This window comes from Streptococcus sp. HMSC061D10, from assembly GCF_001808865.1.
Lineage (GTDB): Bacteria > Bacillota > Bacilli > Lactobacillales > Streptococcaceae > Streptococcus.
In genome coordinates this window covers 1-24,133 of record NZ_KV795030.1, presented here as the reverse complement: position 1 = coordinate 24,133, position 24,133 = coordinate 1, and the positions used below count along the sequence as shown (strand labels likewise).

Here is a 24,133-nt window from a genome sequence, read left to right as displayed (position 1 = left end):
GGATTTGACTTGGCGGTCTTCCTTGCCATCTACAGTCGTCACTTCTGTTAAGATAGTGCGCTCACCTGTTACTCCTGCTCTGATGACACGGGTTTGACCCTTAAGCAAGTCTGGATCTTCCTGATGAATAGTATCATAGGCAAGTGCTTCTGTCGTGACTTCAAGTTCTGATTTCACTTGGACCAAGCTTGGAGCACCTTCGCTTGGAATTGAGGTGGATTCTACCTTATCTGCTTGTGGAAAATGAGATCTTGTATCTTCAGTCCTAGAAATTTCCCCATTTCCCCTGACAAAATAATAGCCTGTAAATTCATATCCCTCAATCCTTTCTGGACTAGGCAAAAATTCTCCTGCAACTGTTTTGACAAGAGCTGGGCGAAGCTCTACTAAATTCTCCAAGGCAGAAACTGATAGTACAGTCCCACCTACAACCAAAACTGTCACTAGAAAGAGAGAGGCCCCCTTTCTCTTTTTAATAAGAGTGAGCGAAACTAACAAGAGTCCTGTACCTAGTACTGGCAGGATGGCATTTGAAAACAAGCCAGTATCCGGTAACTTCGCAGTAGATTTACGGTAGACGAAGTAATAATCCTTACCTTCCTCCACTTGGATAGCATTCTCTTCAAACCAACGTAGTTCAGCCTTCAAAGATTCAGGCAAGTCTTTATCTTCCACATAGTGTGACACTAGCTGGGGAATCCTTTCCTCTGCAAGCACAGCATTTCCACTTGTACCTACAAAAAATAAACTCGTTCCTAATAAGACGGAACAAGTTCCTACTGCATACTTTCTCAAAGAAAAGCGTTGTTTTTCTTTAACATGATGTTGTTTCATGACAAACTCCAATTTCGTATCTATTCCTTCTTCCAGTATATCAAAAATAGTAAACGCCTACAAAGGATTTGAATAACAAAATTGTTATATTTAGCTTCTTTATCCAATTTTGAAAGAAAAGCATCCGTAGCCTTTGTAAACATTCACAGTAAGAATGTGATTTCCTCCCAGAAGTTCTTCTATTATCTGCTACTTAATAAAAATCTATAGTGAATGAAAGTAGGAAGTCGATGAAGCTGAAAGAACCTAAATTTCTAGATTCTACAAAGCAAAAACCACAAGTAAACTCAGTTTTTCTGACTTCACTTGTGGTATGTTTAATAAATATCTTTACTGAATTCTAGCAGAACTCCACAGCCGTTTTCCTATCTCTTTTTCACCGACATTAAGGATATATCTCGCAAACTAAAGTAAGTAAGGACCAGCATGGCTACTGTAATAAAGAATTCTGTTGGTAGCTGAAAGATTTGCAGGATGGACAACATGAGCAAAATCACGAGGGAAACGAGACCAAAAACAAGAATTACAATATTAACCGTTCCCTTGATACTTTGAGGTGTCGCAAATATATAGAGTAAGAGTAATAAAATCCCTATGATTAAATAGACCATTTTCTGCTCTTTCTAGCTCTTATTCAGCTGATTTTTTCTTTTTGTTTGCTTTCTCACGCTCTGCCTTGTTAAGGATTTGTTTACGCAAACGAATAGATTCAGGCGTTACTTCCATGTATTCATCGTCGTTCAAGAACTCAAGTGATTCTTCAAGAGTCAAGATACGAGGAGTCTTGATAACCGCTGTTTGGTCCTTAGTTGCTGAACGAACGTTAGTCATTTGTTTTGCTTTCGTGATGTTAACAGTCAGGTCATTTTCACGAGAGTTTTCACCGATGATCATTCCTTCGTAAACCTCAGTACCTGGATTAACAAAGATAGTACCGCGTTCTTCGATAGACATGATAGAGTAAGTCGTTGCCTTACCAGTATCGATAGAAACAAGTGCACCACGGTGACGTCCACCGATTTCACCTGGAATCAATGGCAAGTATTGATCGAAGGTATGGTTCATGATACCGTAACCACGAGTCATTGACAAGAACTCAGTTGAGTATCCAATCAAACCACGCGCAGGAACGAGGAAGACCAAACGAGTTTGACCATTACCAGTTGAGATCATATCCAACATTTCACCTTTACGTTCAGAAAGGCTTTGGATAACGGATCCTTGGTATTCTTCAGGTGTGTCGATTTGCACGCGTTCAAATGGTTCACATTTGACGCCATCAATTTCTTTTACGATAACTTCTGGACGAGATACTTGAAGCTCATAGCCCTCACGACGCATTGTTTCGATAAGGATTGACAAGTGCAATTCCCCACGTCCTGATACAGTCCATTTATCTGGTGAGTCAGTTGGTTCAACACGAAGAGAAACGTCTGTTTGCAATTCTGCTTGAAGGCGCTCTTCAACCTTACGAGAAGTGACCCATTTACCTTCACGACCAGCAAATGGTGAGTTGTTGACCAAGAAGGTCATTTGAAGTGTTGGCTCATCGATGTGAAGAACTGGAAGAGCCTCAACTGCATCTGTTGGAGTGATGGTTTCGCCGACAAAGATATCTTCCATACCTGAAACGGCAATCAAGTCACCAGCTTTAGCTTCTTGAATTTCACGACGCTCCAAACCAAAGAAACCAAAGAGTTTTGTGACACGGAAGTTCTTAGTTGTACCATCCAATTTAGAAAGGGTAACTTGATCCCCAACCTTTACACTACCACGGAAGACACGTCCGATACCGATACGACCTACGAAGTCGTTGTAGTCCAAAAGTGACACTTGGAATTGAAGGGGCTCATCTGAGTTATCAACTGGAGCTGGAATGTGGTCGATAATAGTATCAAAGATTGGCGCCATAGTCTTTTCTTGGTCTGATGGATCATCTGACAATGAAGATGTTCCGTTGATAGCTGACGCATAAACGACTGGGAAGTCAAGCTGGTCATCATCCGCACCAAGCTCGATGAAAAGTTCCAAGACTTCATCTACTACTTCTGCTGGACGAGCTGATGGCTTATCGATTTTGTTAACCACAACGATAGGCACAAGGTCTTGTTCCAAGGCTTTTTTCAATACGAAACGAGTCTGTGGCATGGTTCCTTCGTAGGCATCTACGACCAAAACAACACCGTCAACCATTTTCATGATACGTTCAACTTCTCCACCGAAGTCCGCGTGCCCTGGTGTATCCATGATGTTGATACGAGTTCCGTTGTAGGCAACTGCTGTATTTTTCGCAAGAATGGTAATTCCACGCTCTTTTTCAATATCGTTTGAGTCCATTGCGCGCTCTGCCAACTCTGTACGCGCGTCAAGAGTTTCAGATTGTTTCAACAATTCGTCAACAAGGGTAGTTTTACCGTGGTCGACGTGGGCGATAATCGCGATATTACGGATATCTTCTCTTAATTTTGTCATGATTTCCTCTATTGTATTCAAAAATTTATTTTCTAACTGAACGATTATACCACAATTTTGAGCAAATGACTTAACTCAAGTAAGTGTAAATGTTTTCACTACACTTTTCTTTTCACTTCAAGCCTTTTCAAAGCAAGCGACTTATGATAAGATAGGCTGGTATGCGTTTAGATAAATTATTAGCCCAGGAAAAAATCAGTCGAAAAGCCATGAAACAAGCTCTTTTGAAAAAAGAAATTTTAGTTGATGGACTCCCTGCTAGTTCCCTTGCACAGAATGTTGATACAGGACTTCAAGAACTGATGTTCCAAGGAAGAAGAATTCAAGGATACGAACACACCTACCTCATGCTCCATAAGCCAAATGGAGTCGTAACTGCAAGCAAGGATAAGAAACTCCCAACGGTCATGGACCTCCTTCCTCAGCATCTCCAGTCTGATCAACTCTACGCCATCGGTCGTCTGGATCGGGATACGACAGGACTCCTCCTCTTAACGGACAATGGGCCTCTAGGTTTTCAACTCCTCCATCCTCAATACCATGTCGATAAAACTTACCAAGTAGAGATCAATGGGCCACTAACTCCCGACCATATTCAAGAGTTTAAAGATGGGATTGTCTTTCTTGATGGAACTATTTGTAAACCTGCTCAGCTTGAGATTCTATCTTCAAGCCCTAATCTCAGCAAAGCCACTATCACCATCTCTGAAGGAAAGTTTCATCAAGTCAAAAAAATGTTCCTCTCTGTTGGTGTCAAGGTCACTGCCCTAAAACGAGTTCAATTTGGAGATTTTATGTTAGACTCTGACCTAGCAGAAGGTGATTTCCGACCTCTAAACAAAGAAGAACTGCAGATTATTAAAACATACTTAGAAAATAGTGGATAAAATAAAAAAGCTTTATACTTCAAATCTTTTTTGTTATTGCTTATCCATAAACTCTCGCTATGGCTACAATCAAGTTTATTACAAAAACTACAATACCTACGATATTGAGAATTCGTTCTGTTTTATAGTCTATTCCAGATTCTTTTTGATGTGAGTTAGCTAAGACTAGACCAATAATCCCCAAAATCAAACTTACCACTGGCGAAAGCAAACCAAGAATGATAGACAAGATCCCTAAAACAAGTGACGCTTTTTTCTTTTCTTGCATATTCTAAAAACTCCTTAAACTAAACACAAATAAATAATACCATAAAAATCGGCTTTATCAATTGGGTGAAAAATGTTAGCACTATGTTAGCCGGTTCTTGAACCGAGAAGAGTGGATAAAACAAAAAAAGCTTTAAATTTAAAGCTTTTTGTTTATTGCTTATCTAAAAAATACTGCGACGGCTACAATCCAGTTAAGTACAGAAATGACAATCCCTACGATATTAAGAATTTTTTCTGTTTTATACACTAGTTCAGATTGTTTTTCGTGCGAATTAGCCAAGACTAGACCAATGATCCCCAAAACAAGACCTACGATTGGAGATAGCAAGCCAAGGACGATTGATAGAATACCTAAAATAAGTGATGGTTTTTTCTTTTCTTTCATCTTCAAAAAACTCCTTAAATTTTATACTAACAATTATACCATAAAAAGCCGAGACTTTATATTAAACATATGTGACAAGTTTTTTCACATTGTTAATTAGACTTCACCTTCCCAGTCCAAGAATCCAATCCGTAAGAGAGGATATAGATTTCTGAGAAGCCTTGCTTTTTCAAGAAAAGTGCTGCATTGGTCACACGTTGCGCACGTTGGTTTTCATATAGAAGGACAGGTTTATCCTTGCGAAGAGCTGCAAGACTTGTCTTCAATTGATTTGAAGGAATATTACGAGCTCCAAGGATATGTTTTCTGTGGAAGTCAGCTGGATCACGCAAGTCAATTAACTGACCTGTACGAATCAAAGACTCAAATTCTGCATTGTCTACAATTTTCGCTGCACGACGAATACGAAGGTAGTTGTATCCCATCCAAGCCAACATCGCTACAATAAGTCCCCATAATACCCAAGTTACCATATTACCTAATCTCCATTTTTTTCTAAATAGTCTAATTCTAGTTTGTGCTCTCTGCGAAGAACAGCTTCTGCTTCAAGATAATCTAGCTTGTCCATCAAGCCTGCATCATAAATCCGTGATAGTTCAATTTTCATCAGTTCAATGTCATAGAGACGTTTTCCCATATAAACAATGATACCGAACTGTTTTAGATATTGTTGCACATCGTAGAGTGTTTTCATAGCTCTCATTTTAGCAAATAATCAGAGTTTTTTCAATAGTTCCCTAATAGTTCGGAGTAGGTTTCCTTTTTTCACTATTATCTGAATTTCTTTACACTATGACAAAGAAGAAACCCTAGAGTCATTCCAACAACATTTTGCATGAGATTTGGGATGATTTCTGGAATAGCTGCACCCCAACCATTCATCCAAGCTGATGCCAAGGCATAACCAGCTACCATGAATAGAGTCGCCAAGACTAATCCTAACCATTGCCATTTCCCTTTAAAGCCTGCAAAATAGCCTTGCAAACCATGATTGATTAAGCTAAAAATCATCCACTGAGGGTAGCCTGAAATGAGGTCAATGAGAAATCCTGCTAACCCCCCGACAACGGCTCCTTCACGGCTTCCAAAGTAAAAGGCTGTGAAGAAGACTCCAACGTCCAAAAGTGTTAGAAATCCAGTTGGTGTTGGGATTTTTATAAAATACCCCAATACGACAGAAGTGGCTGCTAAGATAGATACTAGGGCAATTTTAGTTGTTTTGGTTTGCTTCATACTGTCTCACTCCATATTGATCTGCTTGTGCAATGGCACGGTAAACAAAGGCTTTAGAAGTTTCAATTGCTGGCAAGAGTTCTTCTCCCTTGACTAACTGACTAGCAATGCTTGAGGCAAAGGTACATCCTGCCCCAGCATTTTGTCCTTGAATGACTGGGTTTTCAAGAATAGTGAAATTCTCTCCATCATAAAAGACATCCACAGCCTTATCCTTACTGAGACGATTTCCTCCCTTGATAATGACTGCTGGCGCTCCTAAGCCATGTAATTTCCGCGCTGCAGCTTTCATATCATCCAGACTTTCAATCTTTTGATCTGCAAGCAACTCTGCCTCAGGAAGATTAGGAGTAATCACAGATACATAAGGGAAAAAGCGAATCAACTCTTGGCAGAGTTCGCTAACTGCAACATCATGCGTTTCCTTACAAACCAATACAGGATCCAGAACGACAGGGACTCCTGATCTTTCCTTGATGAAATTCAATGCTTTCTCAGCAACACCAACAGTCGGTAAGAGACCAATCTTAATCCCTCCAAAGTCAACACTTTTTAGACTATCCAACTGTTGTTGGAAAATAGTCTCATCTGTCGGGAAGACTTCAAAACCATTGTCTGTCAAGGCAGTCAAGCAAGTCATGGCTACAAAACCATGCAAACCATTCAAAGTATAAGTCGCAAGGTCAGCAGCTAGTCCACCACCACTAAAAATATCATTTCCTGAAAGTGCTAAAATACGATTATTCTTCATAACGAATCTCCTTTAAATACAATCCATTAGGTGCTGCAGTTGGTCCTGCCAACTGTCTGTCTTTTTTCTCCAAGATGAGGTCAATCTGTTCAACTGGCATACGGTTGTTACCAATTTTCAGCAAGGTTCCAACCATATTTCGAATCTGCTTATAGAGGAAGCCATTGCCAGAGAAAGTAAAGGTCAAAAACTGACCTGTTTCATCAACCCTAAGACTAGCTTCCGTGATCGTCCTGACCTTGTCCTCCACACTAGTCCCTGATGCTGTAAAACCAGTAAAATCATGTGTTCCCTCTAGTTTTTTTACAGCAAGCTGCATCCGCTCCACATCTAGTGGATAGGGATAATGGGTGGCATAATGACGTCTCATAGGATTTTTAGGACGCCCTCTATCCACGATAAACTCATAGGTCTTGCTATGCTTGGCATAACGGCAATGAAAATCATCAGCCACTATCTCAATCGAAATCACATCAATATCTTCAGGACTTTGAGTATCGAGAGCAAAGCGAAGCTTTTCCTCATCCATCTGATAGGGAAGATCAAAGTGGATGACCTGCCCTAAGGCATGAACACCACTGTCCGTTCGCCCAGCACCATGAATGGTAATGGCCTGCCCTTTATTTAATTTGGTTAAAGTTTTTTCAATTTCCTCTTGGACACTACGCGCGTGTGGTTGCCGTTGAAAACCAGCAAAGGCGTAACCATCATAGGAAATGATAGCTTTATATCTAGTCATATATCTATTTTATCAAGAAAATTTCTCTGCAACAAGTTTGAAAACCAAAAATTGCACGGGGACAGTTATTGATATAATCTAATTCTTATCTAGATTTTATCATCATATATTTTCGTACAGGTGCTTCAACCATTTGAACGATTTCAAATCCTTCTTTTTGGTAAAGATTGTAAGCTGTTTGATTTGCCTCGTAGACATTTAGAGAAATAGTATCTATGTCTTCATTTTCAAAGGCCAAACTAACAAATTTCCTTAAAGCCTAGCTACCTAAGCCCTGCCCCTGTTTCTGAGGATTGATAAAAAATCTCCCGATATGAAGATTCCTGTCTTCTAGCCTGATTTTCTGGATAAGCCCCACAAACTCTTGTCCATCAAATATTGAAAAAATTCCTTCCAAATCTTGCAAGACTTGAATTGTCAAGGGAAAAGGAATCATTGGTCCCATCCATTGCTTCTGAAAACTTTCTCCCAAAGCATTAGACCAGCGACAAATGAGTTGGGCATTTTCTATCTGAAGTCCTTTTTCAAAGTGAATTTTCATATTTGCTCCTAAAATTTCTCCTTTATCCAACTATTATACTCTTTCTCTTATTTTTTCCGAATAAATAAGTATGATTCATCTTTATTTTTTTCTTGTTGGAACGATTCTTGCTTCCTTTCTAGGCTTAGTCATCGATCGCTTTCCTGAGCAGTCTATTATCTTTCCTGCTAGTCACTGCGATTCCTGTCAGACTCGCTTACATCCCTTGGATTTGATTCCAATTGTCTCTCAAGTAGTACATCGCTTTCGTTGTCGCTACTGCAAGGTTCGCTATCCTGTCTTGTATGCTTTCTTTGAGTTGTCTTTGGGACTGCTCTTTCTAGCTGAGTCTGTGGGATTTTTAACTTTGGGGCAAGTCATCTTGATAACTGCCGGCTTGACCTTAGGCATCTACGACTTTCGTCATCAGGAGTATCCCCTGCTAGTTTGGCTAATTTTTCACTTAATCCTCATGTTTTTCTGTAGTTGGAATCTGGCCATGGTTTTCTTCTTGATTCTTGGAATCATTGCTCATGTTATTAATATCCGCATAGGTGCAGGGGATTTTCTCTTTCTGGCTTCTTGTTCGCTAGTCTTTACACTTACAGAAATTCTGATTTTAATCCAATTTGCTTCCACAACTGGCATCCTAGCCTTTCTCCTACTAAAGAAAAAGGAAAGACTTCCTTTTGTGCCCTTCCTCTTACTGGCTGCTTGTATGATTATTTTTGGTAAGCTACTGCTTCTTGGATAAAGTCAGTGATATCTGCTACTTGTCCTTCATGTAGAGCCTTAACAATCTTGGAACCGACGATAACGCCATCGGACACCGCATTGAAGCGTTCCACATCGGCTTGACTAGATACGCCAAAACCTGTCAAGACTGGGATATCGGCCACTTGATGCAATTGTGCCAAGTGCTTGTCCAAGTCTGCACGGTAATTGCCAGATTTCCCTGTTACCCCATTGATAGCAACGGCATAGACAAAACCCTCAGCTCCCTCAATGAGTTCTTTTTGACGCTCCATTCCTGTCGTTAAGCTGACAAGTGGAATCAAAGAAATATCTGTACCTGCCAAAAAGGGCTCTACAAAGTTAGCATGTCCATGAGGGAGGTCTGGGATAATCAACCCTTTAACCGCTGTATCAGAAAGTTCTTTGACAAATTTCTCAACACCGTATTGAAAAAGAGGATTAAAGTAGGTCATGATGACAAGCGGAATTTCAGTTTCAATAGTTTTCAAGGTTTCGACTAGAGCCTGAGTAGAGGTCCCTTGAGCTAAGCTACGCAAGCCGGCTTCTTCGATAACTGGACCATCTGCAACTGGGTCTGAGAAGGGAACTCCCACTTCAATAGCAGACACACCCAAGTCTTCTAAAAAGCGAATTGTTTCAGCAAGACCATCCAAACCTTTTTCATGGTCTCCAGCCATGATATAGGGAACGAAAATGCCCTTTCCAGTCGCTTTTATAGCGTTCAATTTTTCTGTTAGTGTCTTAGGCATGAGTTTCTCCCTTCTTTGCTGCATCTGCTTCCAATCGGTCTTTAACTTGAACTACATCCTTGTCCCCACGACCTGATAGGCAGACAATCATAGACTTGTCTGGGCCAAGTTCTTTGGCCAATTTCACTGCGAAAGCGATAGCGTGACTAGACTCCAAGGCAGGGATAATTCCTTCCACACGAGACAAGAGTTGGAATCCTTCCAAGGCCTCTTCATCTGTCACAGGCACATAGGACGCGCGTTTGATATCGTGGTAATGTGAATGCTCTGGACCGATACCTGGGTAGTCCAAACCTGCTGAGATAGAGAAGGCTTCTAAGATTTGACCATGAGCATCTTGGAGTACATCCATGAGAGAACCATGGAGAACACCTGGACGACCCTTGGTCAAGGTTGCTGCATGATGCTCTGTATCCACACCAAGTCCTGCTGCTTCAGCTCCATACATAGCCACTGACTCATCTTCCACAAATGGATGGAAAAGTCCGATGGCATTAGAGCCACCACCAACACAGGCTACTAGGGCATCTGGTAAATTTTCACCTGTCAATTCACGGTACTGTTGCTTGGCTTCTCGTCCGATAACACTTTGGAAATCACGAACAATTTCTGGGAAAGGATGGGGCCCCAAGGCAGAACCAAGGATATAGTGGGTATCATCGATATTTGCAACCCAAGAACGAAGGGCTGCATTGACCGCATCCTTGAGCACGCGCGAACCGTCTGTCACTGCCTCAACCTTAGCTCCCAAAAGCTCCATACGGAACACATTGAGGGCTTGACGTTTGACATCCTCTTCACCCATATAGATGGTACATTCCATGTTAAAAAGGGCCGCAGCTGTTGCAGTTGCCACACCGTGCTGACCGGCTCCTGTTTCAGCGATAATTTTCTTTTTGCCCATACGTTTAGCCAGAAGAACTTGTCCCAAGGCATTGTTAATCTTGTGGGCACCTGTATGGTTGAGGTCTTCACGTTTGAGGTAAATCTTGGCTCCGCCGATATGCTGGGTCAAGTTTTTTGCGTAGTAAAGGGGAGTTTCACGACCTACATATTGGCGCAAAAGTTGGTTTAACTCCTCTTGGAAACTTGGATCTGCCTGACTTTCACGATAAGCCTCTTCCAATTCCAATACTGCTGTCATCAATGTTTCTGGGACAAAACGTCCACCGAATTTCCCGTAAAATCCATCTTTATTTGGTTCTTGATATGCCATGCTTTACCCTCTCTATAAATCTTCTAATCTTTTCATGATCTTTTTGTCCGTCTGTTTCTACTCCGCTTGATACATCTACTGCAAAGGGAGAGAAATGCTGAATTGCTTCTTCTACATTATCTTCGTTAAGCCCACCTGCGATGAAGAAAGGCTGAGATAGTTCTGTCGTATCCAGTTGCCCCCAGTCAAATGTTTGACCACTTCCTGCGACAGGTGCATCAAAGAGTAGATAATCTGCCTGAGAATTGGGTACATGCCCATCCCCGTCTACTTGAACAGCCTGAATACTTGCACAAGGCAAATTTTCAAATAGTTTATCTACTACCTGACCGTGAACTTGTGCAAAGTCCAAACCAACTTTGTCTACCGCTTCTAACAGTTCTGCCCGACTGGGTGAAACAAATACCCCAACTTTTTTTACATCTGCAGGAATGAGCTTTGCTAGCTCAGCAGCCTGTTCCAAGATCACCTGTCTTTTGCTAGGAGCAAAGACAAAACCAATGTAGTCTGCTCCAGCCGACACAGCTGTTTTTACCGCTTCTTTTGTCGATAGTCCACAAATCTTAACCTTTGTCAATCTGCAACTCCTTGATTCTCTGGGCTACATCTTCTGCCTGCATGAGGGCTGTTCCTACTAAAATTCCGTTAAAGTATGGTGCAACACGTTTTGCATCCTCCTCTGTAAAAATAGCAGATTCGGAAATGTAGAAGCAATCGTCCTTGAAATATTTGGCCAAGTCTACGCTGGTCTGCAAGTCAACTTCAAAGGTTGTTAAATTGCGATTGTTGACACCAATAATTTGAGCTCCAAGTCGGTGAGCTACCTCTAGTTCAGCTAGATTGTGAGTCTCCACTAAAACTTCCATACCCAGTTCTGTTGCGTAGTCGTAAAGCTCCTTGAGTCGTTTTTCAGATAAGGCCGCTACGATGAGCAAGATGACGGTCGCACCTGCATTGCGAGCACGGATGATTTGCTTTTCATCGATAATAAAATCCTTGTTCAGCGTCGGAATGTTTACCTGACTGGAAATCTCACGAAGGTACTCCAAATGACCTTTAAAGAAAACCTCATCTGTCAGAACAGAAATCATAACCGCGCCGTTAGCCTCGTAAGTCTGGGCCTGTTGTACGATATCCACATCCAGATTGATATCACCTAGACTCGGGCTTGCCTTTTTGACCTCAGCAATGATTTGCAAACGGTCTTGATGATTTTTTAAATGTTCACTCAATCGATAAGTTTGACGCAAGGATTGAAGCTCCTCTCGCTCCATCTTTTCAACTTCACACGCCTTTTGCTCTAAGATACGTGATAAAAATTCCTGACTCATCTTTGATACTCCTGTAATAGTCTGAGTTTTTCAAGGGCCTTACCACTGGCAATCACTTGACGTGCCAATTCAACTCCGTCCTTGATACTGTCTGCTTTACCATTGGCGTAGAATCCTAGACCAGCATTTAAAACGGTTGTTTCCAAGAATGGACTTGGTTCGTTATTAAGAACACTGACAAGAATTGCTGCATTTTCATGAGCATTTCCCCCACGAATGTCTTCAATAGCAATGCGTTCCATTCCCAAATCTTCTGGAGTAAAGGTTGATAAAGTAATTTCTCCATTTTCAAGAAGGGCAATACTGGTAGTTCCATTCAAACCAGCTTCATCCAATCCTTCTGGACCAGCTACTACAATGGCACGTTTGCGGCCCATGTTTTTCAAGACCTGAGCAGTACTTTCCAGAAGTTCTGGGCGACTGATTCCTAGAAGCTGTGTTTCCAAGACCATTGGGTGAATGAGCGGACCTGTCAAATTCATGATGGTTGGAATTCCCAATTCCAAACGTGCTGGCATGATATATTTCATAGCTGGATGCATGTTTTTGGCAAAGAGAAAGACGATTCCTGTTTTATCAAACACCTTACCCAATTGTGATGGTTTGAGGTCAATATTGATTCCCAAAGCTTGCAAGACATCTGCTGACCCAGATTTAGAAGAAATAGAGCGATTTCCATGTTTGGCCATGTGGATTCCTCCACCTGCCAAGACAAAGGCTGCAGTTGTAGAAATGTTGAAGCTAAATGACTTATCTCCACCTGTACCACAGTTATCCATAGCATCTTGAATATTTGTTGGAATGTGTTGAGCATGTCCTCTCATGACTTGAGCGAGGGCTGTTCTTTCTTCAGGTGTTTCTCCCTTCATTTTAAGAGCTAAAAGTAGGGACGCAATTTGTGCTTCTGTCACTCGCCCTGTTACGATGCGTTCGATCACATCTGTCATTTCAACACTTGATAAATCTTCAAAGTTGGCTAATTTTTCAATAATTTCTTTCATTTTGTGTTCCTCACTTTACAACTTTCTCGATAAAATTCTGAATAGAAGATAGGCCATCTGGCGTTCCAATACTTTCTGGATGATACTGAAAACCATAAATCGGCAAGGTTTTGTGTTGAATCCCCATAATAGCTTGGTCATCTATCGAACGAGCTGTCACTTCAAACTCTTCTGGCATCTCTTCAATTAAAATACTATGGTAACGCATGACTGGACGATTGTCCTCAATTCCTTGATAGAGAACTGATGGAGTCTCAAATCGAATCTGGCTTTGTTTACCATGCATAACTTTAGGAGCCAAACCCAACTTACCATCAAAGACTTCTGCGATGGCTTGGTGCCCCAAACAAATCCCTAGAATAGGTTTCTTACCTGCAAAATCACGAATCATTTCTTCCATTTTCCCAGCATCAGCTGGCCAACCTGGACCAGGAGAGAAAACTAATCCATCTGCCTTTTCAGCATGTTCATAAAGATGTGGGTCATCATTTCTCAAAACCTGAACTTCTGCGAAATTCCCGATGTATTGAGCCAGGTTATAGGTAAATGAATCGTAATTGTCAATCAATAAGATCATGGTCTTAGTTCTCCCATTCTTGTCATAGATTTAGCTTTGTTAATGGTTTCTTGGTATTCGTTTTGGGCGATAGAGTCGTAGACGATCCCTGCCCCAGCCTGCACATAGGCTGTTTGATTTTTGAGAATCATAGTTCGGATGGCGATGGCGAAATCCATATCACCCGTCGCAGACAAGTAGCCGATTGCTCCTGCGTATACGCCACGTTTTTCTGTTTCTAGTTCATAGATGCGTTTCATGGCCCGAATCTTTGGTGCTCCTGAAACTGTTCCAGCAGGAAGTGTTGCTTTCAAGGCATCCATGGCAGTGAGTTCTGGAAGCAAACGCCCCTTAACCACGCTGGTCAAATGCATGACATAACGGAAAAGTTCGACTTCCATATACTTGGTTACTTGGACACTTGCTGTTTCAGCAATTCTACCGATATCATTTCGTCCCAAGTCCACCAACATTCGGTGTTCTGCCGTTTCCTTTTCATCAGAAAGTAGATCACTTGCAAGTGCCGCATCTTCCTCGTCATTGGCACCTCTAGGACGTGTACCTGCAATTGGATTGGTTGTCACAATGCCATTTTTGACGGAAACCAAGCTCTCAGGACTGGCACCGATAATTTGATAATTTCCAAAGTCATAAAAGTAGAGGTAATTTGATGGATTGGTCACTCGGAGATTTCTGTAGAAGTCAAAAGGATTTCCAGTTACTTCTGCGGAGAAGCGCTGACTGAGCACACATTGAAACATATCTCCATTACGAATCAAGTCGCGAGCTGTTTCTACCATTTCTTCAAATTTCTGAGGTGCAATATGTGGTCTAAACTGAAGTGGAGAAACATCCAAATCTTCAAATTCATTTGGAGCAGGGATTTTCAACTCTTCTAAAACCTGATCTAAAGCCACTTTTAGCTCATCATTGCTCCGATCACTGTAAAGAGCATCCTCGATGATATGAATTTTTTCTTTCTTGTGGTCAAAAACTATATAACTCTCATATACGAAGAAATGCATATCTGGTGTCCCAATCGTATCCTCAGGGAGCTGGCCAATCTCTTCATATAGAGAAATCATATCGTAACCAACAAAGCCAATAGCTCCACCACCAAAAGGTAGGTCTGAATGGTGCTGGCTCTTATGAGTAACCTCATAGAGGAAATCCAAAGGATCACGATCAATCTCTTGTCCATTTTGATAAAGGACTCCATTTTCGAACTTAATTTCAAAAACTGGGTTATAGGCTAAGATAGAAAAACGAGCATTTTCCTTTTCTCTTGGGATACTTTCAAGTATGGCCTTGTGTTTTCCGTTTAAGCGCATATAAGCCAAGATTGGTGATAAAACATCTCCATGAATGATTCGTTCCATTGTAATTTCCCTTTCAGTTCTTCTTAAATTCCGTGTTGATTCTACAAAAAATCCCCACGCAAAATAACTTGCGTGAGGACGAAATTCGCGGTGCCACCTCAATTATAGGATTTCTCCTATCTCTCATTCCTGTCTCAGAACCTTCCTATAACAGGCTGTGCGATAAAGGGCACTCCCCTTGAGAATCATGTTTTCTTCTCTCAATTCAGATGGACCCAACCTTACAGCTTACTCTGCTTGTTTTCAGCAACCACAAGCTCTCTGAGAGAGAAACAGCTATAATTTTTCCATCTTTTATTTTTTAGCTTCAAGGTAGTCTGCAATGGCAGCTACGTCCTTGTCTCCACGACCAGAGACATTGATGATGATAATCTCATCTTTACTTAGTTTTGGTGCGCGTTTGACTGCTTCAGCGATAGCATGTGAGCTTTCAATTGCAGGGATGATTCCTTCTGTTTTGCTTAATAAAAGCAAGGCGTGGACAGCTTCTTTGTCTGTCGCTGCTACATATTCTACACGACCAGAGTCTTTAAAGAAGGCGTGTTCTGGTCCAACTCCTGGATAGTCTAAACCTGCAGAGATAGAGTAAACAGGTGCAACATTTCCGTCTTCACCAAAGACTGCATAGGTTTTCATTCCATCTACAATTCCTACACTACCCTTGGTCATTGTTGCTGCGTGCTTGTCTGTGTCAAGTCCATGACCAGCAGCTTCTACCCCAACCAATTTGACTTCTTCATCAGCTACATACTGTGAAAAAGCTCCGATGGCATTGGAACCACCGCCCACACAGGCAATGACGTAGTCTGGCAGTCGTCCTTCTTTTTCCAAGATTTGACGACGAGATTCTTCACTAATAACTTTCTGGAATTCATGAACAATCGTTGGATAAGGGTGAGGACCTACAGCAGATCCTAAAACGTAGAAGGCTTCAAGGTCATTCATCCATGCTCCAAAGGCTGCATCTACCGCATCTTTGAGGGTACGAGTCCCAGTTTCAACTGCGTGAACAGTTGCTCCCATCATCTCCATGCGGAAGACATTGAGACGTTGACGCTCCACATCTTCTGCCCCCATGTAGACATCACATGCCATACCAAACTTGGCTGCAGCTGCAGCAGTCGCAACACCGTGCTGACCAGCTCCTGTCTCTGCAATGACACGCTTTTTACCCATGCGTTTAGCTAGAAGGATTTGACCCAAAACATTATTAAGTTTGTGAGAACCCAAGTGGTTAAGGTCTTCACGCTTGAGATAAATCTTAGCTCCGCCTAGGTGTTCTGTCAAGCTTTCTGCAAAATAGAGTGGTGTTTCACGACCTGAATAATCCTTCAAATAATGGCGAAACTCAGCTAAAAACTCTGGATCGTCCTTGTATTTTTCAAAAGTCACTTCCAATTCATCTAGCAAAACCTGAATTGGTTCTGGTACAAAACTACCACCAAATTGTCCAAAATATCCTTTAGTTGTCATAAATTTTTCCTCCTTCTGTATGAATCCGGCTTTTTGTTTGCTTTTGGTAGTGAAATGGTCTGGGGGACCATTTCAGCCTTTACTAAAAGAACAAGTGAAACTTGAATATTACTCTCAGTTAACTCCCTAATAAAAGACAAACAAAATAACGAATAGAAAAAGCCCACACACGGAATCCACTTCCATGTGAGGGCGTTCGTAACGCGGTACCACCTCAATTGTAAAGAGAATATCCCCTTTACATCTCTGCCTTGTCTAACAACAAGTTGCACTGTAAGGTGTGCCTACCGAATTTTCATTGTTTCAAATTCACTTTTAAAATCAGCCCAATTTCACTACTTTCAAACACCTGTTCACAGTAACCACAGGCTCCCTGAAGATTAAAAATAATTACTTTTCTGATTTGTTGAGTTAATTATATGTTATTGTTTTTCCTTTGTCAACCGTTTTCACTAATTTTTTACTAATTTTTTTAATTATTTTTGTGAAGAACCAAGAACTTCTTCAGAAACTCTGACAAAAGTCTCAATGATATAATCTACTTCTTCATCCGTTAATTTCGTGTGAAGTGGTAGTGTAATCTCGTTTACAAAGTAGGCATAGGCCTTAGGATAGTCTGCCATGTCAAAGCCAAGATTCTTATAAGCTGTCAAAAGTGGAAGCGGTTTATAGTGAACGTTACTTGCAATTCCTGCCTTGGCCAATTCTTGGATAATTTGATTACGTTGTTCGAGACTAGCTCCTTCCACATGGGTGATGTAGAGGTGACGACAAGATTCAACTGCATCTGTCTCATGAGCCAATGGGTGAATCCGAGTTCCTGCAAATCCGCGGTCATAGCGATCCACGATATCCTTACGACGTTGTAGTAAGCCAGGATAACGATCTAGCTGAACTAGACCAAGTGAAGCCATGATATCCGTCATGTTGCACTTGTAGGCTGGTGTTACGATATCGTATTCCCAAGAACCTAGTTGCATCTTAGCAAGCGCATCTTTGGTTTGACCATGAAGAGATAGGATTTGGAATTCCTTATACATTTCTTCATCATCAATCGCTGGATTTGCTTTCCAAGTCGCACTTCCTCCCTCAGCAGTTGTAAAATTCTTAACCGCGTGGAAAGAGAATGATGTGAAGTCTGCAATTGAACCGGCTGGTTGTCCCTTGTAGGTTGAACCCAAAGCGTGGGCACTATCAGAGACAATCACAATACGGTTAAAGGCCTTTTGCCACTTGCTAGTAGCTGTAAAGAGGTCGCGTTTCTTTTCTACAACTTGGAACAAGCGGTCATAGTCACAGATAATCCCTGCTAGTTCTACCGGGATGATGACTTTAGTCTTCTCAGTAATAGCTTGCTCAAGCTTATCATAGTCCATTTCAAAGGTATCATCTTGGATATCAACCATCACTGGTGTCGCACCTACGTGAGTAATGACACTACATGATGCTGTATAAGTCATAGCTGGAACGATGACTTCGTCACCAGGCCCTACTTCAAGCACGCGCAAAATCAATTCAAGAGCTGCTGTTGCAGAGTTGAGGCAGACTGTCTTAGGCGTTTGAGTATAGATGGACAGACGACGCTCTAATTCTTTTGTCTTAGGTCCTGTTGTGATCCAACCAGAACGAAGGGTATCGGCTACTTCAGCAATTTCAGCTTCGGTAATATCGGGTGGTGAAAATGGAATATTATACTTTGTCATTGATTTACTCCTTTTACTGTATTCACTCTTGTGACTACTTTATTTTAAAACTTCAACTACAGTCTGGAACATGATCTTGATATCTCCGAAGAAATTAAAATCACGTAGGTAGGCTAGGTTAAAGTGCATTTTCTCTGGAAGGACTCTTTCCACATAAGCCTGGTCAACAGTCATACCCTTTGCAGTCATTTGACTGATGATGGCATCCTCATCCTTATAGTTAATGCTGGCAAGGGAAGTAATCCCCGCAGGTAAGAGCAAGGTAGCCATCATTTCAGGGCTATACTGCTCTGTGTAGCGTGGTACCTCTGGGCGTGTTCCTACAAAAGACATCTCTCCTTTGAGGACATTGACCAATTGCGGCAATTCATCCAAACGAACACGTCGAATGAAATTTCCAACTTTAGTGATACGACTGTCATTTGCAGAAGTTACTAGACTTCCTTTTTTATCAGCATCCGTCACCATGGTCCGGAATTTCCAAATCTTGAAATGACGGTTGTACTGGGTTACCCGCACTTGCTTGTAAATAACTGGACCCTTGCTATCTAGCTTGATCCAGATGCTTAGAATCAGGAATAAGGGGGAGGTCAAGATTAACAAGACCAAAGCTAGAAACAAATCTAGACAACGCTTGAAAATTAGTGAGCCTTTTCTTCTAGACACAAGCTGGTAGTATGGTTTTACCTCGCTCAATTGCATTTCTTGAGGTAGTTCATCCCATTTCAGCATGCACATTCTCCTCTATTTTTATATATAATCTTTATTAACATTCTACATTATACCACAAAATGAAAGAGGCAGTGCAAGAAATCTATGTTTTAAAGGAATTCTTCCTTAGGAAAGAGCTCCTGCCTGCAAACTATACATCTTGTGATAGGTTCCACCCAAGGCTAAAAGTTCCTCGTGTGTGCCACTCTCAATAATACGTCCCTTATCAAGAACATAGATACAGTTAGCGTCTTGAATGGTAGAAAGGCGATGGGCGATGGCAATGGTTGTCCGACCTTGTCTCATCTTAGCTAGGGAATTTTGGACCAGAGCTTCTGTCTCAGAGTCGATATTGGCTGTCGCTTCATCCAAAATCAGGATTTTAGGTTGACTGGCAACAGTTCTAGCAAAGGCAAGAAGCTGACGTTGACCGGTTGAAAAACTCGAACCACGCTCAGATACAGGAGCATCATAACCTAATGGAAGGTCCTGAATGAAAGAATCTGCATCGACAAATTCTGCTGCTGTCTTAACCTGGTCATCGCCGATATCTTGGTACATGGCGATATTGGACTTAATGGTCCCATGATAGAGGAAGGGATCCTGTAGGACCAAACCGATATTTTTTCTCAATTCCTCTTGGCTATACTTACGAATATCCACACCATCTAGGAGAACTTGACCAGACTGAAATTCATAAAAACGCATAAGAACATTGATGATCGAAGATTTTCCAGAGCCAGTATGCCCGACAAAGGCAATGGTTTCACCTTTATTGACGGTAAAGGAAATATCATCGAGAATTTGGTGTTCCCCATCATAGGAGAAGGACACATGTTCAAAACGGATATTTCCTTCTTTAATCTCGGCTTGTCCATTTTCTTGGACCGGTTCATAGTTGGACTCATCGATGAGTGCAAAGACACGACCTGCTGACACCATGGATGTCTGAAGAGTAGAAAAGTTTTGCGTTACCTCGATGAGCGGATCAAAGAGACGGTTGATGTACTGGATAAAGGCATACATAGTTCCTGCCGTTATTCCTAGATAAAGTCCGCGATAGCCAAAGTAGGCCATCAAAACCGCATATCCCAACAGCTTCAACAAACTCATAGCTGGGCGTAAAAAGAGAGAATCCAAGGCTACTGAACGGTTAGCGTAGACTAGGTGTTCCTGGTTTATCTCATCAAACTCTTCTTGCAGGCGTTTTTCTTGGTTAAAGGCTTGAATAATACGAATTCCTTCGATATTTTCTGCCAGCTTACTGTTAATATCTGACAGTAGACTTCTGGTTTTTTCAATGACCTTGACCGATTTTTTACGGTAGAGATTAACCAAAAGGAAAATCAAAGGTAGAAAGAGCAAGACTAAAGCAGTCAGACGATAGTCCAAAACTAACATGGTATAAAGGGTCGTCACGAATATAAAGACTGCCGAGATAAAGCTAGATAAGATTCCCGAAAACATATCACTAATGGTCTCCGTGTCGTTGGTCAAACGAGAAACGATGGAACCTGCAGGTGTTTTATCAAAATAAGACATGCCTAGCTTCTCCATATTGGCAAAGGCATCACGTCGGATATCTCTAACGATGCTGTAGGACACGCGCGCAAAGAGGATGTGCCCCACATATTGGACAATAGTTTGAAGAATGTAGAGACCATAGTAAATTAGCAAAACTGTAACAGCAAGCTGATTAAGGTTGTTTAGATACTGGTCGATAAAGTGCGAAGCAACCAAGGGGATAATACTCTTAACAACAGTCGTCGCAAGGAGAAAAGCAAGTGCTAAAAAGGTTAGGAGACTATAGGGCTTAAGATAAGACAACAAGCGTTTCAATACAGCCCATTGTTCTTGTTTATTCCGCATCTTCTTCTCCTTTCATTTCTAACTGTTGAGACTGGTAGGTTTGGGCATACCAACCATCCAAGGCTAGTAAGTCTTCATGCCTACCTCGTTCAATGATGCGACCATCCTGCATGACCAAAATCAAATCTGCATGAACAACTGCACTGAGACGATGGGCAGTGATGATAGTCGTTTTATCTTTGCGAGTTTCCTTGAGATTATCGATGATCGCAAACTCTGTCTTAGCATCCACAGCTGACAAGGAATCATCTAAAATCAAGATATCAGGATTTAAGATCATAGCCCGACTCATAGCCAGACGTTGCTTTTGTCCACCAGATAGACTAACACCTTTTTCCCCGATAACTGTATCAAATCCCTCAGGCATGGCTTGAATGTCTTGATAGACTTGAGCCAACTGAGTCGCTTCTTCTACTGCTGAGAAAGGTAGGTCGGGATTTCCAAAACAAATATTCTCTATGATAGAACTAGCAAAGAGAAATTGGTCCTGTGGGACGTATCCCATCAAACTTCGTAAATCAGCTAGTCTATAGGCACGAGTATCGTGACCATTCAGATAAATAGCTCCTCGGTCAACATCATACTCACGCAAGAGCAACTTAATCAAAGCAGTTTTCCCTGAACCAGTCTGTCCAACCAAGCCCAAGGTTTGCCCTTTTTCGAGACTAAAATGTATATCTCTCAGCGTCTCTTCGTCTTCAAAGGCAAAACGATCAATGGCATAGTCCAAGCGCCCATTTTCAATCCCGTCAAGTGGAGATTCTGGATCTTTGACAGGTGATTCTTGAGACAAAAGACTCTCAATTCGTTGATAAGAAACCTTCCCTCTTTGAGTAATATTAAAGAGGAAACCAATCGCCATCAAGGGCCAGACCAACATATCCAAGTAAGAGATAAAGGTGACAAGATTACCAACGGTTACTTGTCCTGCTTGCACCATAAAGGCACCCACTAAGAGAGTTAAGGCATAGGAAGAACCAACAAAGAGTAGAACCATGGGGTCAAAGAGACTATCATATTTCATGGTTTGCAGATTCTTTTGGAAGGTCAAATCATTGACTTCCTGGAAGGATGCCAATTCATCAGACTGATAGCCAAAAGACTTGGTTACCTTGATACCTGATACAGATTCTTGAACCTTATTGTTAAGTTCAGAAAAGGCTGCTTGAGATTCGCCAAAAGCCTTATGGGTCTTTCTCCCCAGACGACTAGTCCCATAGGCCATAAACGGCAAAGGGAGAATGGCAACCAAGGTCATCTGCCAAGAAATGCTAAAGAGCATTGTCAGCAGAGTCACCAAGGCCGTGATAGAGGCATCCACCGCCGACATGACACCACCACCTGCTAGACGAGTCAGAGCATTGATATCATTGGTGGCGTGAGCCATCAAATCCCCAGTCCGATAATTCTGATAAAAAGCAGGCGACATTCTGGTAAAATGCTCAAATAGTCTTGAACGCATGATTTGGCCAAGTCGATAGGAGGTTCCTAAGATATACATACGCCAAACGTAACGCAGATAATACATCCCGAAAGCTGCCAGCAGGAGATTAAAGAGATGAAGCAGGAGCTCATCTTGTGTTAATCGTCCCGAAGTAATGGCATCGATTACGCGCCCCATGACCATAGGTGGGATGAGGTTTAGTACAGAAACCAAAACCAAAGCTACAATTCCAACTAGGTAACGGCGTTTTTCTAATTTAAAAAACCACCAGAGTTTTTGGATGATGGACATAAAATTCCTTTCTAATGACAAATGGAAACCTGAGGCGACTACCCCAGGTTTTTCCTATTCATAGGTGATGACACTAACTTAAATTTTGTCATATTCAGCGATAAAGATACTCAAAGGAGTAACATTTCATTTATTTTCAATCCTTTACATGAATCATTCTTTATTATATAGGAATGACCTGGATTTTTCAAACTATACGCTGGGGAATTACTTCTTTTTCTGGTATAATATTGTCTATAATCTGAATGAAAAGGTAAACATTATGAAATTAATCTCATGGAATATTGATTCCCTCAATGCAGCATTGACAAGTGATTCTGCGCGTGCGAAATTATCACAAGATGTCCTCCAAACATTGGTTGCTGAAAATGCTGATATCATTGCCATCCAAGAAACCAAGCTTTCAGCTAAAGGTCCTACTAAAAAACACCTTGAGGTACTGGAAGAACTCTTCCCAGGCTACGAAAACACCTGGCGTTCCTCTCAAGAACCTGCTCGTAAAGGTTATGCTGGAACTATGTTCCTCTATAAGAAAGAACTTACTCCAAGCATCAGCTTCCCAGAAATCGGTGCACCTTCTACCATGGACTTGGAAGGACGTATCATCACTTTAGAATTTGATACATTTTTCGTGACTCAAGTTTACACACCAAACGCTGGAGATGGGCTCAAACGCTTGGAAGAACGTCAAGTCTGGGATGTCAAATATGCAGAGTACTTGGCTCAACTAGACAAGCAAAAACCTGTCCTAGCAACCGGAGACTACAATGTTGCCCACAAGGAAATTGACCTTGCCAACCCAGCCAGCAACCGTCGTTCACCAGGTTTCACAGACGAAGAACGTGAAGGATTTACAAACCTTTTAGCCAAAGGATTTACGGATACCTTCCGCCATATCCATGGCGATGTGCCAGAACACTATACTTGGTGGGCGCAACGCAGTAAAACTTCAAAAATCAACAACACCGGCTGGAGAATCGACTACTGGCTCACAAGTAACCGCGTAGCAGATAAGGTTACCAAGTCAGATATGATCGACTCAGGCGCACGCCAAGACCATACACCGATTGTCTTGGAGATTGATTTCTAAGGAGAAAACGAATGGACTATCAAGCTGTCATCCCTGAATTTGTCGTATCGGATATCGAGAAATCGCGTCACTTCTACTGCGACTTATTGGGATTCTCTGTCGAATACGAGCGTCCAGAGGAAAAATTTCTCTTCCTTTCGCTTGAAGACTGCCAGCTAATGCTAGAAGAAGGCAAGGAAGAAGAGTTAGCCCAACTGACTTATCCTTTCGGGCGTGGTGTCAATATTTCCTTTGGTATCAAGGATGTCCCCAGACTCTATCAGAAAGTAATTGAGTCTAACTATCCTATTCATCGTCCTTTGACTAAAAGAGAATTTCGAGTTGGTGAACAATATATCTACCCTCATGAATTTGCAGTTCTAGATCCAGATGGCTATTTTTTAAGATTTAGTGAATAAGATAATACAGCACTAGAGTGGAAAAGTAATAAAAAAAGAGGCATGTGTACTGACCCCAAAAAGTTAGACAATTAA

26 protein-coding genes, 1 pseudogene and 2 other annotated features are annotated in these 24,133 nt (G+C 41.6%); of the genes and pseudogenes, 4 read left to right on the top strand and 23 right to left on the bottom strand.

From position 1 onward, the window contains the following. The 3 genes from HMPREF2728_RS09660 to typA form a co-directional block, all read right to left on the bottom strand. The coding region (locus tag HMPREF2728_RS09660; protein WP_148130314.1) for a G5 domain-containing protein at positions 1-834 on the bottom strand (834 nt) is incomplete at its 3' end. 365 nt (positions 835-1,199) lie between these two features. Beyond that, positions 1,200-1,445 carry a DUF3165 family protein gene (locus HMPREF2728_RS09655; RefSeq protein ID WP_045763157.1) on the bottom strand — a complete coding sequence of 82 codons (246 nt, stop codon included), beginning with the start codon at positions 1,443-1,445 and terminating at the stop codon, positions 1,200-1,202. 19 nt (positions 1,446-1,464) lie between these two features. Further along, positions 1,465-3,306 carry a translational GTPase TypA gene (gene typA, locus HMPREF2728_RS09650; protein ID WP_075227793.1) on the bottom strand — a complete coding sequence of 614 codons (1,842 nt, stop codon included), beginning with the start codon at positions 3,304-3,306 and terminating at the stop codon, positions 1,465-1,467. Positions 3,307-3,467: 161 nt separating this feature from the next. On the opposite strand from typA, the gene HMPREF2728_RS09645 reads away from it, so the two are divergent. Then, complete coding sequence (locus tag HMPREF2728_RS09645) at positions 3,468-4,193, top strand: pseudouridine synthase (RefSeq protein ID WP_075227792.1); 726 nt, start codon at positions 3,468-3,470, stop codon at positions 4,191-4,193. A gap of 40 nt (positions 4,194-4,233) precedes the next feature. On the opposite strand, the gene HMPREF2728_RS09640 is transcribed toward HMPREF2728_RS09645, so the two are convergent. The 8 genes and pseudogenes from HMPREF2728_RS09640 to HMPREF2728_RS09605 form a co-directional block, all read right to left on the bottom strand. Continuing rightward, positions 4,234-4,461, bottom strand: coding sequence for a hypothetical protein (locus HMPREF2728_RS09640; RefSeq protein WP_075227791.1), 228 nt, complete (start codon positions 4,459-4,461; stop codon positions 4,234-4,236). 159 nt (positions 4,462-4,620) lie between these two features. Continuing rightward, entirely contained in the window at positions 4,621-4,848 is a 228-nt protein-coding gene (locus HMPREF2728_RS09635) for a hypothetical protein (protein ID WP_075227790.1), read from the bottom strand. Positions 4,849-4,940: 92 nt separating this feature from the next. After that, the gene (locus tag HMPREF2728_RS09630) at positions 4,941-5,321 is read right to left on the bottom strand and encodes a rhodanese-like domain-containing protein (RefSeq protein ID WP_000259323.1); all 381 of its coding nucleotides are present in this window, start codon (positions 5,319-5,321) and stop codon (positions 4,941-4,943) included. A 5-nt stretch (positions 5,322-5,326) separates the two neighbouring features. Next, entirely contained in the window at positions 5,327-5,551 is a 225-nt protein-coding gene (locus HMPREF2728_RS09625; RefSeq protein ID WP_049529907.1) for a YqgQ family protein, read from the bottom strand. 68 nt (positions 5,552-5,619) lie between these two features. Next, positions 5,620-6,081 carry an ECF transporter S component gene (locus tag HMPREF2728_RS09620; RefSeq protein WP_075227789.1) on the bottom strand — a complete coding sequence of 154 codons (462 nt, stop codon included), beginning with the start codon at positions 6,079-6,081 and terminating at the stop codon, positions 5,620-5,622. Continuing rightward, entirely contained in the window at positions 6,059-6,832 is a 774-nt protein-coding gene (locus HMPREF2728_RS09615) for a bifunctional hydroxymethylpyrimidine kinase/phosphomethylpyrimidine kinase (protein WP_075227788.1), read from the bottom strand. The genes HMPREF2728_RS09620 and HMPREF2728_RS09615 overlap by 23 nt, the downstream gene beginning before the upstream one ends. Continuing rightward, the gene (gene truA / locus HMPREF2728_RS09610; protein WP_045763152.1) at positions 6,822-7,571 is read right to left on the bottom strand and encodes a tRNA pseudouridine(38-40) synthase TruA; all 750 of its coding nucleotides are present in this window, start codon (positions 7,569-7,571) and stop codon (positions 6,822-6,824) included. Before truA ends, HMPREF2728_RS09615 begins: the two co-directional genes overlap by 11 nt. A gap of 85 nt (positions 7,572-7,656) precedes the next feature. After that, positions 7,657-8,112 (bottom strand): annotated as a pseudogene (locus HMPREF2728_RS09605) (GNAT family N-acetyltransferase). 70 nt (positions 8,113-8,182) lie between these two features. Between HMPREF2728_RS09605 and HMPREF2728_RS09600 the strand changes: the two are divergent. Further along, a complete protein-coding gene (locus HMPREF2728_RS09600; RefSeq protein WP_075227787.1) occupies positions 8,183-8,845 on the top strand; it encodes a prepilin peptidase in 663 nt (220 codons plus the stop codon). Here HMPREF2728_RS09600 and trpA read toward each other — a convergent pair. The 12 genes from trpA to HMPREF2728_RS09540 all read right to left on the bottom strand — a co-directional run bounded on the left by trpA (position 8,814) and on the right by HMPREF2728_RS09540 (position 22,570). After that, entirely contained in the window at positions 8,814-9,596 is a 783-nt protein-coding gene (gene trpA, locus HMPREF2728_RS09595; protein ID WP_075227786.1) for a tryptophan synthase subunit alpha, read from the bottom strand. The genes HMPREF2728_RS09600 and trpA overlap by 32 nt on opposite strands. Further along, the gene (trpB, locus tag HMPREF2728_RS09590; protein WP_049548151.1) at positions 9,589-10,812 is read right to left on the bottom strand and encodes a tryptophan synthase subunit beta; all 1,224 of its coding nucleotides are present in this window, start codon (positions 10,810-10,812) and stop codon (positions 9,589-9,591) included. Before trpB (HMPREF2728_RS09590) ends, trpA begins: the two co-directional genes overlap by 8 nt. Then, positions 10,790-11,389, bottom strand: a complete 600-nt coding sequence (locus HMPREF2728_RS09585; protein WP_075227785.1) for a phosphoribosylanthranilate isomerase — start codon at positions 11,387-11,389, stop codon at positions 10,790-10,792. The genes trpB (HMPREF2728_RS09590) and HMPREF2728_RS09585 overlap by 23 nt, the downstream gene beginning before the upstream one ends. Next, positions 11,376-12,143: an indole-3-glycerol phosphate synthase TrpC gene (trpC, locus tag HMPREF2728_RS09580; protein WP_075227784.1), complete on the bottom strand. Its 768-nt coding sequence runs from the start codon at positions 12,141-12,143 to the stop codon at positions 11,376-11,378. Before trpC ends, HMPREF2728_RS09585 begins: the two co-directional genes overlap by 14 nt. Next, a complete protein-coding gene (gene trpD, locus HMPREF2728_RS09575; protein WP_075227783.1) occupies positions 12,140-13,144 on the bottom strand; it encodes an anthranilate phosphoribosyltransferase in 1,005 nt (334 codons plus the stop codon). The genes trpC and trpD overlap by 4 nt, the downstream gene beginning before the upstream one ends. Before the next feature lie 10 nt (positions 13,145-13,154). Then, a complete protein-coding gene (locus HMPREF2728_RS09570) occupies positions 13,155-13,721 on the bottom strand; it encodes an aminodeoxychorismate/anthranilate synthase component II (RefSeq protein WP_075227782.1) in 567 nt (188 codons plus the stop codon). Beyond that, positions 13,718-15,079, bottom strand: a complete 1,362-nt coding sequence (gene trpE, locus HMPREF2728_RS09565) for an anthranilate synthase component I (protein WP_075227781.1) — start codon at positions 15,077-15,079, stop codon at positions 13,718-13,720. The genes HMPREF2728_RS09570 and trpE overlap by 4 nt, the downstream gene beginning before the upstream one ends. Positions 15,080-15,150: 71 nt before the next feature. Then, positions 15,151-15,383, bottom strand: a binding site (T-box leader). Next, on the bottom strand, positions 15,374-16,552 hold the full coding sequence (trpB, locus tag HMPREF2728_RS09560; protein WP_075227780.1) for a tryptophan synthase subunit beta: 1,179 nt from the start codon (positions 16,550-16,552) through the stop codon (positions 15,374-15,376). It overlaps the preceding feature by 10 nt. Before the next feature lie 185 nt (positions 16,553-16,737). Beyond that, positions 16,738-16,968, bottom strand: a binding site (T-box leader). Between the two features lie 60 nt (positions 16,969-17,028). Beyond that, positions 17,029-18,255 (bottom strand): DegT/DnrJ/EryC1/StrS family aminotransferase, encoded by a 1,227-nt coding sequence (locus HMPREF2728_RS09555; RefSeq protein ID WP_075227779.1) that lies wholly within the window; start codon positions 18,253-18,255, stop codon positions 17,029-17,031. A 39-nt stretch (positions 18,256-18,294) separates the two neighbouring features. After that, positions 18,295-18,987 (bottom strand): sugar transferase, encoded by a 693-nt coding sequence (locus tag HMPREF2728_RS09550; protein ID WP_075227778.1) that lies wholly within the window; start codon positions 18,985-18,987, stop codon positions 18,295-18,297. Positions 18,988-19,092: 105 nt separating this feature from the next. Then, positions 19,093-20,835: an ABC transporter ATP-binding protein gene (locus HMPREF2728_RS09545; RefSeq protein WP_075227777.1), complete on the bottom strand. Its 1,743-nt coding sequence runs from the start codon at positions 20,833-20,835 to the stop codon at positions 19,093-19,095. Beyond that, positions 20,825-22,570 carry an ABC transporter ATP-binding protein gene (locus HMPREF2728_RS09540; protein WP_075227776.1) on the bottom strand — a complete coding sequence of 582 codons (1,746 nt, stop codon included), beginning with the start codon at positions 22,568-22,570 and terminating at the stop codon, positions 20,825-20,827. Before HMPREF2728_RS09540 ends, HMPREF2728_RS09545 begins: the two co-directional genes overlap by 11 nt. Positions 22,571-22,832: 262 nt before the next feature. Between HMPREF2728_RS09540 and HMPREF2728_RS09535 the strand changes: the two genes are divergently transcribed. Further along, the gene (locus tag HMPREF2728_RS09535; protein WP_075227775.1) at positions 22,833-23,660 is read left to right on the top strand and encodes an exodeoxyribonuclease III; all 828 of its coding nucleotides are present in this window, start codon (positions 22,833-22,835) and stop codon (positions 23,658-23,660) included. 11 nt (positions 23,661-23,671) lie between these two features. After that, entirely contained in the window at positions 23,672-24,058 is a 387-nt protein-coding gene (locus tag HMPREF2728_RS09530; protein WP_075227774.1) for a bleomycin resistance protein, read from the top strand. Positions 24,059-24,133 lie beyond the last annotated feature (75 nt).

Coding starts and splice junctions, on each gene's coding strand:
- HMPREF2728_RS09535 (WP_075227775.1), top strand. CDS start 22,833: ATGAAATTAATCTCATGGAATATTGATTCCCTCAATGCAGCATTGACA.
- HMPREF2728_RS09600 (WP_075227787.1), top strand. CDS start 8,183: ATGATTCATCTTTATTTTTTTCTTGTTGGAACGATTCTTGCTTCCTTT.
- trpE (WP_075227781.1), bottom strand. CDS start 15,079: ATGGAACGAATCATTCATGGAGATGTTTTATCACCAATCTTGGCTTAT.
- HMPREF2728_RS09620 (WP_075227789.1), bottom strand. CDS start 6,081: ATGAAGCAAACCAAAACAACTAAAATTGCCCTAGTATCTATCTTAGCA.
- typA (WP_075227793.1), bottom strand. CDS start 3,306: ATGACAAAATTAAGAGAAGATATCCGTAATATCGCGATTATCGCCCAC.
- HMPREF2728_RS09550 (WP_075227778.1), bottom strand. CDS start 18,987: ATGCTGAAATGGGATGAACTACCTCAAGAAATGCAATTGAGCGAGGTA.
- HMPREF2728_RS09640 (WP_075227791.1), bottom strand. CDS start 4,461: ATGCAAGAAAAGAAAAAAGCGTCACTTGTTTTAGGGATCTTGTCTATC.
- HMPREF2728_RS09545 (WP_075227777.1), bottom strand. CDS start 20,835: ATGCGGAATAAACAAGAACAATGGGCTGTATTGAAACGCTTGTTGTCT.
- trpD (WP_075227783.1), bottom strand. CDS start 13,144: ATGAAAGAAATTATTGAAAAATTAGCCAACTTTGAAGATTTATCAAGT.
- trpA (WP_075227786.1), bottom strand. CDS start 9,596: ATGCCTAAGACACTAACAGAAAAATTGAACGCTATAAAAGCGACTGGA.
- HMPREF2728_RS09530 (WP_075227774.1), top strand. CDS start 23,672: ATGGACTATCAAGCTGTCATCCCTGAATTTGTCGTATCGGATATCGAG.
- HMPREF2728_RS09570 (WP_075227782.1), bottom strand. CDS start 13,721: ATGATCTTATTGATTGACAATTACGATTCATTTACCTATAACCTGGCT.
- HMPREF2728_RS09540 (WP_075227776.1), bottom strand. CDS start 22,570: ATGTCCATCATCCAAAAACTCTGGTGGTTTTTTAAATTAGAAAAACGC.
- HMPREF2728_RS09555 (WP_075227779.1), bottom strand. CDS start 18,255: ATGACAAAGTATAATATTCCATTTTCACCACCCGATATTACCGAAGCT.
- HMPREF2728_RS09645 (WP_075227792.1), top strand. CDS start 3,468: ATGCGTTTAGATAAATTATTAGCCCAGGAAAAAATCAGTCGAAAAGCC.
- trpB (WP_049548151.1), bottom strand. CDS start 10,812: ATGGCATATCAAGAACCAAATAAAGATGGATTTTACGGGAAATTCGGT.
- HMPREF2728_RS09630 (WP_000259323.1), bottom strand. CDS start 5,321: ATGGTAACTTGGGTATTATGGGGACTTATTGTAGCGATGTTGGCTTGG.
- truA (WP_045763152.1), bottom strand. CDS start 7,571: ATGACTAGATATAAAGCTATCATTTCCTATGATGGTTACGCCTTTGCT.
- HMPREF2728_RS09615 (WP_075227788.1), bottom strand. CDS start 6,832: ATGAAGAATAATCGTATTTTAGCACTTTCAGGAAATGATATTTTTAGT.
- trpB (WP_075227780.1), bottom strand. CDS start 16,552: ATGACAACTAAAGGATATTTTGGACAATTTGGTGGTAGTTTTGTACCA.
- HMPREF2728_RS09655 (WP_045763157.1), bottom strand. CDS start 1,445: ATGGTCTATTTAATCATAGGGATTTTATTACTCTTACTCTATATATTT.
- HMPREF2728_RS09625 (WP_049529907.1), bottom strand. CDS start 5,551: ATGAGAGCTATGAAAACACTCTACGATGTGCAACAATATCTAAAACAG.
- trpC (WP_075227784.1), bottom strand. CDS start 12,143: ATGAGTCAGGAATTTTTATCACGTATCTTAGAGCAAAAGGCGTGTGAA.
- HMPREF2728_RS09635 (WP_075227790.1), bottom strand. CDS start 4,848: ATGAAAGAAAAGAAAAAACCATCACTTATTTTAGGTATTCTATCAATC.